Raw genomic sequence first — 15,369 nt, forward strand, 5'->3', positions numbered from 1 at the left:
GGCTGCGGTCGATCCTGAAGCCGTTGACCGCGCCGCTGACGGTTGCCGTGCGGGGCCGCGCCGGTGTCGGCTGCACGACGGTGGGTGCGGCGTTGACGGCGGCCGGCGTCCCCGTCACCGACGCGTCCGCCGCCGACGTCGACGTCGCGGTGATCGCCGAGGCGCTCAAACCCGAGGACACGACGCTGATCGGCGCGTCGCAGCGGCCCACGGTGGTGGTGCTCAACAAGGCCGACCTGGCCGGGTTCGGCGCCGGCGCACCGCTGGCGACGGCGCATCGCCGCGCCGCGGACTGCCGCGCGCTGACCGGCGTGCCGACCGTGCCGATGGTCGGGCTGCTGGCCGTCGTCACGCTCGAGGACGACATGCTCGCCGCGCTGTCGGCCCTTGTGCACGAACCCGCCGACCTGACGTCGACCGACGCGTTCGTGCAGTGCGCCCATCCGGTCGCGGTGTCGGTGCGACGACGGCTGCTCGACGCGCTCGACCGGTTCGGCATCGTGTACGCGGTGCAGGCGCTCGCGGACGGCGCCGAGCCCGCCGCGCTGCCGGGGGTGCTGCGCCTGCACAGCCTGGTCGATCGCGTCGTCGCGCAGATCGACGCGGCCTGCGCGCCGCTTCGGTACCAGCGCCTCCGGACGGCGGTCGTCGAGTTGCGGGCGCTGGCCGCCCGGTCCGGCGATGAACGGTTGGCGGCGTTCCTGACCGGCGACGACGCGGTACTCGGCGCCATGGCGGCCGCGGTCGACGTGGTCGAGGCCGCAGGTGTGCCCGTCGACCGGGGAGACGACGCGGGCGCGCATCTGCGCCGCGCCGTGCACTGGCGCCGCTACGGCCGCGGCCCGGTCGCCGCCCTGCACCGCCAGTGCGCCGCCGACATCACCCGGGGCTCGCTGCGTCTGCTGGAGCGGTGCGGTGAGTGATCCGGCCGCGTCGGCCGACGCCGTGGTCGCCGAGATCGAACCCGGCCTGAGCCCACCCGCGGTGCGGCGCCGCGACGTGGTGCTGGTGACCGGCCCGTGGCTGGCGGGCACCACCAGGCTGGTCGCGGCGCTGCGGGAACGCCTGCCCGAACACACGTTCGTCGAAGCCGGCGAGCTGGGCCAGGCCGAGGCCCCGGCCGCGGTGGTGTTCGTGGTCTCAGCGGTGGCGCCGCTGACCGAATCCGACTGTGCGCTGCTCGAATTGGCGACCCGCCACACCGACCTGGTGGTGGGTGTGGTGTCGAAGATCGACGCGCACCGCAACTGGCGTGACGTGCTTGCCGCCGACCGTGCCGCGCTCGCCGGCCGGGCACCGCGCTACGCCGACGTGTCATGGGTGGGTGTGGCGGCCGCACCCGACCTGGGGGAGCCACGCCTCGACGAACTGGTGGACCTGCTGCGCCGACAGCTCGCCGACCCCGACCTCGAACGCCGAAACCGGTTGCGCGCGTGGGAGACCCGGCTGCTCGCGCTGATCGACCGGCACCGTGCCGACGGCGACGGTCTGGACCGGCAGGCCCGTGTCGAGACGTTGCGCGCCCAACGGGACGAGGTGGTGCGCGCCCGGCGGCTGGCGCGGTCCGAACACACCATCGCGCTGCGCAGCCAACTGCAGCAGGCCCGCCTGCAGCTCGGCTACTTCGCGCGCAACCGCTGCACCTCGGTGCGCGCCGAGCTGGCCGAGGACGCGTCGCAGACCGGCCGCCGCGGGCTCGGCGACTTTCAGTCCTACGTGCGCAGGCGCGCGGACGACGTCGTCGCCGAGGTCGACGAGGGGATCACCGCTCACCTGCGCGACATGGCCGCCGGGCTGAACCTGCCCGCCCCGCCACTGCCGAGCCCGTCGTCGACCCCCGACATCGCGGCGCCGCCGCTGAAGTCCCGGCGGCTGGAGACGCAGCTGATGACGATCCTCGGGGCGGGGTTCGGGCTGGGTGTGGCGCTGATGGTGATCCGGCTGTTTGCCGGGCTGGCGCCGGGCCTGACCGTCGTCGGCCTGCTGGTCGGCGGGCTGGTGGGGCTGGTGGTGACGGTGTGGGTGGTGGGGATTCGGGGGCTGCTGCAGGACCGCGCCGTGATGGACCGCTGGGTCACCGAGGTCACCAACACGCTGCGTTCGGCGGTCGAGGAACGGGTCGGCAGCCGCGTACTGGCGGCCGAAACGGCGTTGACGTCGGAACTGAGCGCCCGCGAGCAGGCGGAGAGCGCCGCGGCCGAGGGCCGGATGGCCGAGATCAACGTCGAGCTGCGCGAACACGCCCTGCAGACCGCCCGCGCCGCCGCCGTGCGCGACCAGCGGCTGCCGACGCTGCAGCAAGCCCTCGATGCGGTCCGCGCCGAATTGGTGGTGGACAAAACTCACGAGGACGTCGACTGAATCGGCAAAACCGCCGAAAAGGCCTTTCTGAATCGTTCCTGTGAGTGATCGGACATCCTCCCGATTCACCACTGCCACGTCACGGACGATAACCTCGTATAGGAGGACAACCGATTTCCCCGGCCCTTCCTGTTGGCCGGCGCTCTCGGTGCCTGGGTCCTGGCAGAAACCGTACACAGGAGATTTTGATGACCGCAGCGACTATTCCGGGTCTGGATACCGCACCGACGAAGCACAAGGGGCTGCTCGCCTGGGTCCAGGAGGTCGCCGAGTTGACGCAGCCCGATCGGGTGGTCTTCACCGACGGCTCCGAAGAGGAGAACGCGCGGCTGTGCCAGCAACTCGTGGAGGCGGGCACCTTCACGCGTCTTGACGACAAGAAGAAGCCGAACTCCTACCTCGCGTTGTCAGACCCCTCCGACGTGGCGCGCGTGGAGTCGCGCACCTTCATCTGTACCGAGCGCGAAATCGACGCCGGTCCGACCAACAACTGGATGGACCCCGCCGAGATGCGCGGCATCATGACCGATCTCTACCGGGGCTGCATGCGGGGCCGCACCATGTACGTGGTGCCGTTCTGCATGGGCCCGCTCGGCGCCGAGGACCCCAAGTTGGGCGTCGAGATCACCGACTCCGAGTACGTCGTCGTCTCGATGCGCACGATGACCCGGATGGGTACGGCCGCGCTGGACAAGATCGGCGACGACGGCTTCTTCGTCAAGGCGCTGCACTCCGTCGGCGCCCCGCTCGAGCCCGGCCAGAAAGACGTGCCGTGGCCGTGCAACGACACCAAGTACATCACCCACTTCCCCGAGACCCGCGAGATCTGGAGCTACGGTTCGGGTTACGGCGGCAACGCGCTGCTGGGCAAGAAGTGCTACGCGCTGCGGATCGCCTCCGCGATCGCCCATGACGAGGGCTGGCTCGCCGAGCACATGTTGATCCTCAAGCTGATCAGCCCGGAGGACAAGGCCTACTACATCGCGGCGGCGTTCCCGTCGGCGTGCGGCAAGACCAACCTCGCGATGATCCGGCCGACGATCCCGGGCTGGCGCGCGGAAACCCTCGGCGACGACATCGCCTGGATGCGGTTCGGCAAGGACGGCCGGTTGTACGCGGTCAACCCCGAGGCCGGTTTCTTCGGTGTCGCGCCCGGCACCAACTGGAAGACCAACCCGAACGCGATGAAGACCATCGAGGCCGGCAACACCGTGTTCACCAACGTCGCGCTGACCGACGACGGCGACGTGTGGTGGGAAGGCCTGGAGGGCGACCCGCAACACCTCATCGACTGGAAGGGCCGCGACTGGACGCCCGCCTCCGACGAGAAGGCCGCCCACCCGAACTCGCGCTACTGCACGCCGATGTCGCAGTGCCCGATCCTGGCGCCCGAGTGGGACGACCCGCAGGGCGTGCCGATCTCGGCGATCCTGTTCGGCGCCCGGCGCAAGACGACGGTGCCGCTGGTGACCCAGGCCCGCGACTGGAAGCACGGCGTGTTCATCGGCGCGACGATGGGCTCCGAGCAGACCGCCGCCGCGGAGGGCAAGGTCGGCACGGTGCGGCGTGACCCGATGGCGATGCTGCCGTTCCTCGGCTACAACGTCGGCGACTACTTCGCCCACTGGATCGACATCGGCAAGCAGTCCGACGAGTCGAAGCTGCCGAAGATCTTCTTCGTCAACTGGTTCCGCAGGGACGCCGACGGCGGCTTCCTGTGGCCGGGCTTCGGCGAGAACAGCCGCGTGCTGAAGTGGGCCATCGACCGTATCGAAGGCCGCGCGGAGGGACGCACCACGCCGATCGGCATCGTGCCCAGCGCCGGGGACCTGGACCTGACGGGTCTGGACGTCGACCCGGCCGACGTCGACGCCGCGCTGGCGATCAACGTCGACGAGTGGCGCGAAGAGATCCCGCTGATCGAGGAGTGGTTCGAGTTCGTCGGCGAGAAACTGCCCACGGGCATCAAGGACGAGTTCGAGGCCCTCAAGCAGCGCCTCTCCGAAGCGGAGTAACGCACAGTCTGCTTGCCGAGCTGGGCCCATCCCGCAGGTAGCGGAACGCAAAAACCCCCAAATCCCCAGTGGTTTGGGGGTTTTCGCGTCTTCTCGCGGGCTAGCCGCCGTCGAGGATGAACTCGGCCGCGCGGCCCGCCCACGCCATCGTCGGGCCCATCAGGTTGCCGGAGATCATCGTGGGCTGGCTGGCGCAGTCGACGATGCGCAGGCCTTCGATACCCCGCACGCGGCAGCGGTCGTCGACGATGTCGTCGTCGTGGGGCCCCATCGCACACGTGGCGACGGCGTGGCTGCCGGTCGCGCCGGTCGCGGTGATGCCCGCCAGGATCTCGTCGTCGGACTGCCTGTCGGGCCCTGGCCGGCTCTCGGTCTTGACCTTCTCGGCGATCGGCGACTGCTCGAACCACTGCCGCATCCAGCGCAGCAACGCGACGCTGGTCTCGCGGTCGTATTCGGTGGCAAGGTAATTCGCGTCGACGGTCAACGGGGCGTCCGGGTCGGGCGAGGTGATCCACACGCTGCCCTCCGACGTCGAACGCAGCACCTCACCCATGCACGACACCCCGCCGACGTCCTCGACACCCGCCGGGGCGTCGGGCCGGACCGAACCCACCGACATCATCCGCACCAGCACCTGGCCGTCGACGCGGTCCACGCCGGGTGTCGTCTTGAAGATCGCCATCACGTCGCCGGTCGGGGTGGCCAGCGGCCCCTTGCGGTTGGCCAGGTACTTCAGCGCGGTCAGGCCCTTGGCCTTGGTGTCGCGCAGCAACCGGTTGTAGCCGATGTCCTCGGCGAGCTGGTAGGTGTTGATGACGCAGAAGTGCTCGAGCATGCGGCGGCCGACGTTGTCGCGCTCGAGATACACCGGGACGCCCGCGGCGTCGAGCACCTCGCGTGGGCCAACACCGGAGAGCTGCAACAACTTCGGCGACTCCAGCGCGCCCAGCGCCATGATCAGCTCGCGCCGCGGCCGCAGCTGGCTGACATTGCCCTCGGTGCGCACCTCCACGCCCGCCGCGCGACCCTGCTCGAAGACCAGCCGGAGTGCCTTGGTGTTGAGCGCCAGGTGCAGGTTGGGCCGCTTGAGCACGGGCCGCAGAAACGCCTTGGCGGCGGTGACGCGGGCGCCGCGCGAAATCGTCGCCATGGCGGGGCCGACGCGCTCGTCGTCGAACTCGTTGTAGTCCTGCACGCTGCGCAACCCGAGTTTCACGCCGGCGTCGATCAGGTCGAACACCAACTGGTCGGGGTCGCGCGGGGTGGTGATCGGCAGCTCGCCCCCGGCCCCGCGGGTCGGTGAAGCCCCGAACTGGTTGTCCTCGAACGCCTTGTACACGGGCAGGATGTCGTCCCAGCCCCAACCGCTGTTGCCGCGGCGCACCAACTCGTCGTAGTCCTCGCGGTCGCCGCGGTTGTAGACCAGGCCGTTGATCGCGGTGGACCCGCCGAGGACTTTGCCGCGCGGCCACGTCTCGGTGCGGCCCTCGGGCCCGAACGGCTGCAGCTGGTAGCCCCAGGAGTACTTGTCGTTGCCGAACAGCGCGGCGCTGATCATCGGCACGTGGATGTAGGGATTGCGGTCGCGCCCACCGGCTTCGACCAGCAGCACCTCGTTGTTGGGATCCGCCGACAGCCGGTTCGCCAGCACACAGCCTGCCGCGCCTGCCCCCAGGATCACGTAGTCGTACTCGGCCATGGGTGGGCTGTCCTTTCCTCGTTTGCTCCGCGCCAGCAAACAGGTTACGGCAGCGCGCCGGGGCGGGCGGCCGAGGCCTCTTGACACCTGTCAAAATCGTTCGTCGTAAGGTCATTACATGCAGATCCGCGAACATGCTGAGGCCACGCCAGACAAGCCTGCCGTCATCATGCACCCGGCAGGAACCGTGGTGACGTTCGGTGAGCTGGAGGCACGCGCGAACCGGTTGGCACACCATTTCCGGCAAGCGGGGCTGGTGGAGGGCGACGCCGTCGCGGTGCTGATGGAGAACAACGAGCACCTCCACGCCGTGATGTGGGCGGCCCGCCGCTGCGGGCTGTACTACGCGGTGATCAACACGCACCTCACCCCGGCCGAGGCGGCCTACATCATCGACAACTGCGGCGCCAAGGCGATCATCGGCTCGCAGGCGCTGCGGACCCTCTGTGAGGGCTTGGCGCCGCACCTGCCGGCGGAACTGCCTGGCCTGCTGATGATCGCCGACGGTGATCTCGAGGGCTGGCAGCGTTACCCCGAATGCGTCGCCGACCACCCATCCGCGCCGATCGACGACGAGATCGAGGGTGACCTTCTGCAGTACTCGTCGGGAACCACCGGGCGGCCCAAGGGAATTCGGCGCGAACTGCCTCACGTCCACCCGTCGGAGGCGCCGAACATGTTGTCGGCGCTCTTGATGGCGATTCAAATGGACAGCGACTCGGTGTATCTGAGCCCGGCGCCGCTGTACCACACCGCGCCGTGCCTGTGGACCATGGCCGCACAGGCGATGGGTGTGACCACCGTCGTGATGTCGAAATTCGATCCCGAGTCGGCACTGCAGGCCATCGAGAAGTACCGGGTCACGAGCGGACAGTTCGTCCCGGCGATGTTCGTCCGGATGCTCAAACTGCCCGAGTCGGTCCGCAATTCGTACGATGTGTCCAGCATCAAGCGGGTGGTGCACGCGGCGGCCCCGTGCCCGGTGGACATCAAGATGCAGATGATCGACTGGTGGGGCCCCGTCATCGACGAGTACTACTCGTCGTCCGAAGGTGCGGGCATCACGTTCATCACCGCGGAGGAGTGGCTCAAGCGGCCGGGTTCGGTCGGCAGGCCGCTGCTCGGCGAGGCCCATGTGCTCGACGAGAACGGCGACGAGCTGCCGCCAGGCCAGGAGGGCCAGATCTATTTCGCCATGAACGGCATGGAGTTCGTCTACCACAAGGATCCGGAGAAGACGGCCGAGTCCCGTGACCGGCACGGCTGGGTCACCGTCGGCGACGTCGGCTATGTCGACGAGGACGGGTACATGTTCCTCACCGACCGCAAGCACCACATGATCATCTCCGGCGGGGTGAACATCTACCCTCAGGAGGCGGAGAACCTCCTGGTGACCCACCCGAAGGTGTTGGATGCCGCGGTGTTCGGCATTCCCGACGAGGAGATGGGCCAGGCCGTCAAGGCGGTGGTGCAGACCGTCGACCCGGCCGACGCCACCGAGGAGTTCGGCGAAGAACTGCTCGCCTGGCTACGGGATCGCCTGGCGCACTACAAATGCCCACGGTCCATCTCGTTCGAGGCGCAGCTGCCGCGCACCGAGACCGGCAAGATGCTCAAGCGGGAGCTGGCCGAAAAGTACTTGTGACCCCCATCGAGCTCGCTGACGGTGTCGTCGTCGCGGTCGGATCACCCTGTGACGACGCGACTCTCACCCTGTCTGAGGACGATGGTGATGACCGCCGGGTGATCACCGTGCCGTCGGTGTCCGACGCGCTCGACGAGCTGCGGGAGCGGTGTGCGCGATGGCCTCAGGCCGCCGCCGTGTGCGACGACGTGCTGCGCGCCCTCGACCCGGCCGCGCCGGTATACGGCGGCGTCATCACCGAATCGCTGGCCTACTCGACGCTGCAGTCGGGTCGGGAGTTCGCCCGTTGGCTCGCCGAACGCGGACCCGCCGCGCCGGTGGTCATCCCCGAACCGGTTCAGGCCGAGCGCGTCGACGACATCCTGTACGTGCGGTTCAACCGCCCGCAACGGCACAACGCCTTCTCCACCGATGCCCGCGCCGCGCTGCTGGAGGCACTCGAGGTCGCCCGGCTCGACTCGTCGGTGCGCGAGGTGGTGCTCTCGGGCAACGGCCCGTCGTTCTGCAGCGGCGGCGATCTCGCCGAGTTCGGCACGTTCGACGACCCCGCCAGCGCGCATCTGGCGCGGACCCGTCACAGCCCGGCACTGGTGCTGGCCGAACTGACGGCGCGTCTCGGCAAGCGGTGCCGCGCCGAGGTGCACGGTCAGGTGCTCGGTAGCGGGCTGGAGATGGCGGCGTTCTGCGGCGAGGTGCGGTGTCGCGGCGACGCCGCATTCGGGCTTCCGGAGCTGAGCCTCGGGCTGATTCCCGGAGCGGGCGGCACCGTGAGCATCACCCGGCGCATCGGCCGGTGGCGCACCGCGTATCTGGTGCTATCGGGTCGTCGCATCGACTCGCCGACCGCGCTGCGGTGGGGCCTGATCGACGCCATCGTGTGATTTCGGCGTGCTTCGTCGTGCTGAACGTGACAAAACACACCGAAATCACTCAGCGGGAGCGGCGCAGCGTGACGCGGTAGGTGTACTGCTCGGGCAGGAAGTGGCTGACCGACAATTCCACGGGTCTGCCGCCGGCGTCGGTGTACAGCCGATCGACCCGAAGCATGGGATGCCCCGGCGCGCAGTCCACCGCGGCGGCGACCACGTCGTCGGCGGGTGCGACGGTGATCCATTGCGCGGCTTCGGCGATCGGCTCGGCCAGATGCGGCTCGAGCAGGCCGATCACGGTCTGGGTGCCCACCGCGCCGTCGGCCAGCTCGGGCTCGTCGGTCAGCGCGGCAGCGGCCGACGGCACCAGGTGCACGGTCGTCGACACGAACGGCACCCCGGGGTCGGCCCCGTGCAATCGCCGAAACACCACCGAGAACACCACGTCGTCGTCGAGCCGCAGCCGGCTGGCGGCGTCGACGTCGACCCGCCTGCGCAGCCCGGACAGCACCTCCATGGTGGTGTCGTCGGACAGGCTCATCAGGTCTTCGATCGACCCGAGCTGGCGCAGGTACCGACGACTGGGGTCGCTGGCGTAGGTGCCCTTGCCGGGCACTCGGTACACCATTCCCTCGGCGACCAGGTCCTGAAACGCCCGTCGCACCGTCTGTCGCGACAAGCCGTGCGCGGCAACCAGTTCCGACTCCGTCGGCAGCCGAGCACCGTCACGGTAGCGGCCGGCGGCGATCTCGTCGCGCAACTTCTCGCGCAGGCTCTGATACGCCGGAAGCGGCTTCACCTATATCCCGCCCCTGGCGACGAGCTGCCCCGCGATCACATTGCGCTGGATCTCGTTGGTCCCTTCGCCGACGATCATCAGCGGCGCGTCGCGGAAATACCGCTCGACGTCGAACTCGGTGGAATAGCCGTAACCGCCGTGGATCCGCACGGCGTTCAACGCGATCTCCATGGCGACCTCGGAAGCGAACAACTTGGCCATGCCCGCCTCCATGTCGCAACGGTCGCCGCTGTCGTACCGTTCGGCGGCATAGCGGGTGAGCTGACGGGCGGCCGTCAGCTTGGTCGCCATGTCGGCCAGATAGTGGCCGATGGCCTGGTGCTTCCAGATCGGCTGGCCGAAGCTCTCCCGCTCCTGCGCGTAGCGCAACGCGTCCTCCAGCGCCGCCGTCGCCACCCCGAGTGCGCGCGAGGCCACCTGAATCCGGCCCGTCTCAAGGCCTTTCATCATCTGCGCGAAGCCCTTGCCCGGCTCACCGCCGAGGACGGCCGAGGCGGGCACGCGACAGTCCTCGAACGTCAGCTCGCAGGACTCCACCCCCTTGTAGCCGAGCTTGGGCAGATCACGCGAGACGATCAGACCCGTCGTCCCCGACTCGACCAGCACGACCGAGATGCCCTTGTGTTTGGGCTCGGCGCCGGGATCGGTCTTGCACAGCAGCGCGATCAGCCCGGACCGGCGGGCGTTGCTGATCCACGTCTTGGACCCGTTGATCGCCAACCCCTCGCCGGGTGAGGGCAGCGCCGTGGTCTTCATGTTCTGCAGGTCCGAGCCGCCGCCGGGTTCGGTGAGCGCCATCGTCGCCCGCAGTTCACCGGTGGCCATCGGGGGCAGGTAGCGCCGCTTCTGCTCCTCGGTGCCGAACAGGGTGAGCAGCTTGGCCACCACGGTGTGCCCGCCCATGGCGCCGGCCAGGCTCATCCAGCCGCGCGACAGTTCCTGCGTCACCTCGACGTAGCACGGCATCGACACCGGCGAACCGCCGTACTCCTCGGGGATCGCCAGCCCGTAGATGCCGATGCGCTTCATCTGCTCGATCCACGCCTCGGGATAGGCGTTGGCGTGTTCGACCTCGCGGACCTGTGGTTTGACGTCACGGTCGATGAATGTCCGCACAGTTTCGACCAGCATCGTTTCTTCGGCGTTCATGTACGGCCATATTGACACTTTGTGCGGCCCAATGACAACATGTGCAGCCGTGAGCGGGCCCTTCTTCGACGATCTTCACGTCGGTCAGGTCTTCGACACCGCGCCCTCGATGACGTTGACGCCGGGTGCGGCGGCCGTGCACCAGTCGATCGTCGGCGATCGCCTGCGGCTGGCCCTGGACGCCGAGCTGGCCACGGCGGTGATCGGCGCGTCCGCCCCGCTGGCCCATCCGGCGCTGGTCTGCGACGTGGCCATCGGTCAGACCACGCTGGTCACCCAGCGGGTGAAGGCCAACCTGTTCTACCGCGGGCTGAGGTTTCACCGGTTCCCTGTCATCGGCGACACGTTGTTCACCCGCACCGAGGTGGTGGGGCTGAAGCAGAACTCCGCCAAGCCCGGCCGCGCCCCGACGGGGCTGGCGGCGCTGCGGATGACCACGGTCGACCACGTCGGCCGCCTGGTGCTCGACTTCTACCGCTGCGCGATGCTGCCGTTGCGCGACGGCGCCCCCGACACCGGCCACGCCGACGACCTGTCGACGATCGGCACCGTCGAACCGCAACTGCCCGACCCCACGGCCGACTGGGACGCCGACGCCTACCGCGCCAAGGTGCCGGGCGCCCACTTCGACCCGGGCGTCGCGGGCACGGTGTTGCACAGCTCGGCCGACGTGGTCAGCAGCGCGCCGGAACTCGCCCGGCTGACGTTGAACATCGCTGCCACACACCATGACTCGAGAGTGGCCGGCAAACGGCTGGTGTACGGCGGGCACACCATCGGCCTGGCCCTGGCTCAAATCACCCGGCTGCTGCCCAATCTCGTGACCGTGCTCGGCTGGCAGTCGTGCGATCACACCGGCCCGGTGCACGAGGGCGACACCCTCTACAGCGAGCTGCACATCGAGGGCGCAGAACCGTTGCCCGCCGGCCGGGGCGGGGTGCTGAGACTGCGCTCGCTGGTCTATGCCGCCGGTGAGCCGGACCAGCAGGTGCTGGACTGGCGGTTCACTGCGCTGCAGTTTTAGCCCGAACCGCGCCCCCGCGTGGGCGACGGATGAGCCGCAACCACAATGGGGTTATGGCCTCTCTGGTCGTCCCGCTCGCCTTGCTGTCCCGGGCACGGCGGGTGGCCGAGGCGTTCGGTGCGCTCACCGGTGTCGGGGTCGACGCCGGCGAGCTTGTCGCGGGCCGGGCCACGATGCTCGGTCTCGCGCCGAAGGGCCGCGTCTCCGCGGGCGGCGCGACGCACCTGATGCCCAGCCGCGACGACGGCTGGTGCGCGCTGACCCTGTCGCGTCCCGACGACGTCGAGGCCGTTCCCGCGCTGCTGCAGCGCGACACCGTCGACGACGACCCGTGGCCGGCCGTGCACCGGTGGGTCGCGGCGAACGACGCCGCCGACGTCACCGAACGTGCCCGGCTCCTGGGCCTGCCGGTCGCCGCGCTCGGCGAGACGCCCGCCGGACCGCCGCGGCGCTATCCGTTCGGCGCGGCCACGACGCCCCGCGGCCCGGCGGGCCTGCTGGTCGCAGACCTGTCGTCGATGTGGGCGGGCCCGCTGTGCGGACAGTTGTTGGCGCGGGCCGGCGCCACCGTCGTCAAGGTCGAGAGCGTCGCCCGGCCCGACGGCGCCCGGTCCGGCCCGTCCGCCTTCTTCGACTGGATGAACCACGGAAAGCTTTCCTACGCCGCCGATTTCGACCGACCGGGCCCGCTGAAGGCGTTGCTGTCGGCCGCGGACGTCGTGATCGAGTCGTCGCGCCCGGCCGCGCTGGCCCGACGCGGGCTCGGGCCGACCGATGTGCAGCCGCGGGACGGTCGGGTGTGGCTGCGGATCACCGGACACGGTACCGAGGGCGACCGGGCGAACTGGGTGGCGTTCGGCGACGATGCCGCGGTGTCGGGATGTCTGATCGGCGGGACACCCGCGGACCCGGTGTTCTGCGGTGACGCCATCGCCGATCCCCTGACCGGTTTGCAGGCCGCGCTCACCGTCGCCGAATCGCTGCGCGACGGCGGCGGTGAGCTGATCGAGATGTCCATGGCCGCCGTCGCCGCGAGCTACGCCGAACTGCCCGATGACGGTGAAACCCAGTGCACGGCAACGCCTCAGCCGAGCGGGCCGGCGGCACCCCTGGGCGCCGACAACGCCGCCGTCGAGCAGATGCTGGCCGACTGGGGGCTCGCCTCGTGCTGATCCAGCGGGCCGCGTTGCTGAACGGGGACATCGTCGACATCCGAGTCACCGACCGCATCGTCGCCCTCGACGAGCAGTTGGATCCCCGCGCGGGCGAACAGGTTTACGATGCCGCGGGCGGAACCGTCATCCCCGGTCTGCACGACCATCACGTCCATCTGCGGTCGGCGGCCGCGGCGCTGACGTCGATCCGGGTCGGTCCCGGCGACGTGCACAGCCCCGCGGACCTGGCCCGGGTACTGGCCGAAGCCGACGTCGGCGCCGACGGATGGATCAGGGCCGTTGGCTACCACGAGGCGGTCGCGGGGCCGCTGGACCGCACGCTGCTCGACGAGCTTTCCCCGGCGGTTCCGGTACGCGTCCAACACCGCAGCGGGGTGCTGTGGACGTTGAACTCGGCGGGTCTCGCCCGTGTCGGGCAGCCCGACCACCCCGACGGCCGGTTGCGAAGTTCCGATCCGACCTGGTCGGAAACGTTGCAGCGCAAGGAAACCGGATTGGCGGAGGTCAGCGCGCAGCTGTGCGCCCGCGGTGTCACGGGCGTCACCGACGCCACGCCGGATCTCGACGCCGAGGACGTCGTGAAGCTGGTGCTCGCACACCGCCGCGGCGAGCTGCGCCAGCGGGTGCACTGCCTGACCCCCGGCAAGCGGATCCTGCACGACACCGATCTCGACCTCGACGAGCTCACAGCCTGGATCGCCGCACGGCACGCCGACGACGTCGCGATCGCCGTGCACTGCGTGACCGCGCCACAACTGGTGGTCACCCTGTCTGCGCTGCAGACGGCGGGCACGCACCCGCGCGACCGCATCGAGCACGCGGCGGTGGTGCCCGACGAGACCCTGCCGCAGCTCGCCGAGTGCGGGGTCACGGTCGTGACGCAACCGAACTTCGTCGTCGAGCGCGGCGACCAGTACCTCGACGACGTGCCCGCCGCCGAACATCACGAGCTGTGGCGGGTCGCCTCGCTGCTGCACGCCGGCGTGCCGGTGGCGCTGTCCACCGACATGCCGTTCGGCGACGGCGACCCGTGGCGGGCCATGCGCGCCGCGGTACACCGCACGACGGGCAGCGGCGCGGTGCTCGGCGCGGACGAACGCGTCTCCGCCGAGGCCGCGCTGAGCATGTTCTTCGGCACGCCGCAGCGTCCGACGGCGCCCAGGACCGTCGACGTGGGCCAACCGGCCGACCTGGTGGTGCTGTCCGCGCCGCCCGGCGAGGTGCGAGGCGAACTCGACGCCGACCTGGTGGCCGCCACGCTGATCGCGGGCGAGATGGTTTACGAGCGCGGCTGAGCCACCGTCACGTCAGGACCGCTTCGAAAGCCACCCGGTCGCCGCGAAACAGGGCACGCACCAACTCGATTGGGACGCCGCCGGTATCGACCGAGCGGCGGTTCAACAACAGCATCGGCATGGCGGTCGTCGTTTCGAGCAGCGCGGCCTCGCGGGGCGACGGCAGAACCGTTTCGATGCGCTCCACCGCGGAACCGAACTCCACACCCGCGGCGTTGATGGCGGCGTACAGAGAGGTGGCGGGGTCGAAGGTGTCGGCAAACCCCGCGAAGCGGCACTTCGGGAGATAGGTGCTTTCCAGGCCGATCCGCTTTCCGTCGGCGAGCAACACCCGTTCCAGGTGCATCACAGGTGCGCCGATCGAAATCGCCAGCGCGTCGGCCATATCCGGCGATGCCGCGATGTCCTCCCATGTCACCAGCAGCCTGCCGGGGGTGCGTCCCCGCTCGCGGGCGCCTTCGGTGTATGACCGCAGCGACAGCGGCTGGACGAGTTTCGGCTGCGCGACCACCGTCCCGCGTCCGCGGCGTTCGATGCGACCTTCCACCAGCAGCTCGTGCAGCGCCTGGCGGACGGTCTCCCGCGACACCGCGAACCGCACGGCGAGTTCGCGCTCCGAAGGAACGGCGTCGCCCTCGGCGAGTTCAGCCAGGATGGCGTCGATACCCGTGCGCACCAAGTACGGCTTCGGCGGCCGCTGCGGAGCGCTCATCGTGAACAACGTTTCGCCAGAACACGTTCCGCGACGCCGAGCACGTCCCGAATCGACACGGCCACACCATGGGGGTCCTTGGCCGCGTCGTCATAGCGACGTAGCCGCAATGCGTCCGACCACCAGGGGTGACCGACGAGAACGGGGTCGGCGCCCGGGCCGCCCTGGTGCTGCAGGGTGTCGGCCGAGACCTCCGAAAGTGTGGCCGCGTAACCGGGCACCGTGGCGGCCAGAAACCGCTTCGCGGCGACGTGCGCGCCCGCCAGCCAGCCGACGCGTTCACCGAACCTCGGCGACAGCCAGTCGCGGGCGACGCGGTCGTGGTGTGTGGCGGCCACATCGCCGAACAGCGGACTGTGTGCCAGGTCGTGCAACGCCGCAGCGAGCACCAACTCGTCGTCGGCGCCGTCGGCGAACGCCTGCGTCGCCGACTGCAGGGCGTGATCGAGTTCGTCGACCGCGTCCTCGTCCCAGACACCGCGCAGGGAACGTAGCAGTGCGTGCACCTCGTCGAGAGTGTTCACGCCCGGCACAGTACCCGAAATTGGTCTATACCAATTCTTAACCTGTTGTTCTGCAAGGTAACACTCACGCGTCGGACCCGGGTTCCCCCGAGCCGGAAG

At 69.7% G+C, this 15,369-nt stretch carries 13 protein-coding genes; 8 read left to right on the forward strand and 5 right to left on the reverse strand.

The annotated features are described in order from the left end of the window. Nucleotides 1–23: 23 nt before the first annotated feature. The 3 genes from MELE44368_RS21755 to MELE44368_RS21765 all read left to right on the forward strand — a co-directional run bounded on the left by MELE44368_RS21755 (nt 24) and on the right by MELE44368_RS21765 (nt 4,376). Nucleotides 24–923, forward strand: a complete 900-nt coding sequence (locus MELE44368_RS21755) for a hypothetical protein (RefSeq protein ID WP_241566722.1) — start codon at nt 24–26, stop codon at nt 921–923. Further along, nucleotides 916–2,361, forward strand: coding sequence for a hypothetical protein (locus MELE44368_RS21760; protein ID WP_128110415.1), 1,446 nt, complete (start codon nt 916–918; stop codon nt 2,359–2,361). The genes MELE44368_RS21755 and MELE44368_RS21760 overlap by 8 nt, the downstream gene beginning before the upstream one ends. A gap of 188 nt (nt 2,362–2,549) precedes the next feature. Next, complete coding sequence (locus MELE44368_RS21765; RefSeq protein WP_128110416.1) at nt 2,550–4,376, forward strand: phosphoenolpyruvate carboxykinase (GTP); 1,827 nt, start codon at nt 2,550–2,552, stop codon at nt 4,374–4,376. 100 nt (nt 4,377–4,476) lie between these two features. Here MELE44368_RS21765 and MELE44368_RS21770 read toward each other — a convergent pair whose 3' ends face one another. After that, nucleotides 4,477–6,078, reverse strand: coding sequence for a GMC family oxidoreductase (locus MELE44368_RS21770; protein WP_128110417.1), 1,602 nt, complete (start codon nt 6,076–6,078; stop codon nt 4,477–4,479). Between the two features lie 118 nt (nt 6,079–6,196). Between MELE44368_RS21770 and fadD4 the strand changes: the two genes are divergently transcribed. Further along, nucleotides 6,197–7,723, forward strand: a complete 1,527-nt coding sequence (gene fadD4, locus MELE44368_RS21775; RefSeq protein WP_128110418.1) for a fatty-acid--CoA ligase FadD4 — start codon at nt 6,197–6,199, stop codon at nt 7,721–7,723. Continuing rightward, complete coding sequence (locus MELE44368_RS21780; RefSeq protein WP_128110419.1) at nt 7,720–8,604, forward strand: enoyl-CoA hydratase/isomerase family protein; 885 nt, start codon at nt 7,720–7,722, stop codon at nt 8,602–8,604. Before fadD4 ends, MELE44368_RS21780 begins: the two co-directional genes overlap by 4 nt. A gap of 49 nt (nt 8,605–8,653) precedes the next feature. Here the strand turns inward: MELE44368_RS21780 and MELE44368_RS21785 are convergent, their stop codons facing one another. Both MELE44368_RS21785 and MELE44368_RS21790 read right to left on the reverse strand, forming a co-directional pair. Beyond that, nucleotides 8,654–9,391, reverse strand: coding sequence for a GntR family transcriptional regulator (locus tag MELE44368_RS21785; protein WP_128110420.1), 738 nt, complete (start codon nt 9,389–9,391; stop codon nt 8,654–8,656). Beyond that, nucleotides 9,392–10,540 carry an acyl-CoA dehydrogenase family protein gene (locus MELE44368_RS21790; RefSeq protein ID WP_128110421.1) on the reverse strand — a complete coding sequence of 383 codons (1,149 nt, stop codon included), beginning with the start codon at nt 10,538–10,540 and terminating at the stop codon, nt 9,392–9,394. Between the two features lie 31 nt (nt 10,541–10,571). On the opposite strand from MELE44368_RS21790, the gene MELE44368_RS21795 reads away from it, so the two are divergent. The 3 genes from MELE44368_RS21795 to MELE44368_RS21805 are packed head-to-tail and all read left to right on the forward strand — an operon-like array spanning nt 10,572 to nt 14,034. After that, the gene (locus MELE44368_RS21795; protein WP_206613831.1) at nt 10,572–11,564 is read left to right on the forward strand and encodes a MaoC family dehydratase; all 993 of its coding nucleotides are present in this window, start codon (nt 10,572–10,574) and stop codon (nt 11,562–11,564) included. Between the two features lie 53 nt (nt 11,565–11,617). Beyond that, nucleotides 11,618–12,736 carry a CoA transferase gene (locus MELE44368_RS21800; RefSeq protein WP_128110423.1) on the forward strand — a complete coding sequence of 373 codons (1,119 nt, stop codon included), beginning with the start codon at nt 11,618–11,620 and terminating at the stop codon, nt 12,734–12,736. Beyond that, entirely contained in the window at nt 12,730–14,034 is a 1,305-nt protein-coding gene (locus tag MELE44368_RS21805; protein WP_128110424.1) for an amidohydrolase family protein, read from the forward strand. Before MELE44368_RS21800 ends, MELE44368_RS21805 begins: the two co-directional genes overlap by 7 nt. Nucleotides 14,035–14,041: 7 nt before the next feature. On the opposite strand, the gene MELE44368_RS21810 is transcribed toward MELE44368_RS21805, so the two are convergent. Next, nucleotides 14,042–14,746: a GntR family transcriptional regulator gene (locus MELE44368_RS21810; RefSeq protein WP_128110425.1), complete on the reverse strand. Its 705-nt coding sequence runs from the start codon at nt 14,744–14,746 to the stop codon at nt 14,042–14,044. Then, on the reverse strand, nt 14,743–15,270 hold the full coding sequence (locus MELE44368_RS21815; protein WP_128110426.1) for an HD family phosphohydrolase: 528 nt from the start codon (nt 15,268–15,270) through the stop codon (nt 14,743–14,745). Before MELE44368_RS21815 ends, MELE44368_RS21810 begins: the two co-directional genes overlap by 4 nt. Nucleotides 15,271–15,369: the final 99 nt, after the last annotated feature.

The sequence above is a fragment of the Mycolicibacterium elephantis DSM 44368 genome, assembly GCF_004014805.1.
Classification (GTDB): domain Bacteria; phylum Actinomycetota; class Actinomycetes; order Mycobacteriales; family Mycobacteriaceae; genus Mycobacterium; species Mycobacterium elephantis.

Coding starts and splice junctions, on each gene's coding strand:
- MELE44368_RS21765 (WP_128110416.1), top strand. CDS start 2,550: ATGACCGCAGCGACTATTCCGGGTCTGGATACCGCACCGACGAAGCAC.
- MELE44368_RS21795 (WP_206613831.1), top strand. CDS start 10,572: ATGACAACATGTGCAGCCGTGAGCGGGCCCTTCTTCGACGATCTTCAC.
- MELE44368_RS21770 (WP_128110417.1), bottom strand. CDS start 6,078: ATGGCCGAGTACGACTACGTGATCCTGGGGGCAGGCGCGGCAGGCTGT.
- MELE44368_RS21800 (WP_128110423.1), top strand. CDS start 11,618: ATGGCCTCTCTGGTCGTCCCGCTCGCCTTGCTGTCCCGGGCACGGCGG.
- MELE44368_RS21790 (WP_128110421.1), bottom strand. CDS start 10,540: ATGAACGCCGAAGAAACGATGCTGGTCGAAACTGTGCGGACATTCATC.
- MELE44368_RS21810 (WP_128110425.1), bottom strand. CDS start 14,746: ATGAGCGCTCCGCAGCGGCCGCCGAAGCCGTACTTGGTGCGCACGGGT.
- fadD4 (WP_128110418.1), top strand. CDS start 6,197: ATGCAGATCCGCGAACATGCTGAGGCCACGCCAGACAAGCCTGCCGTC.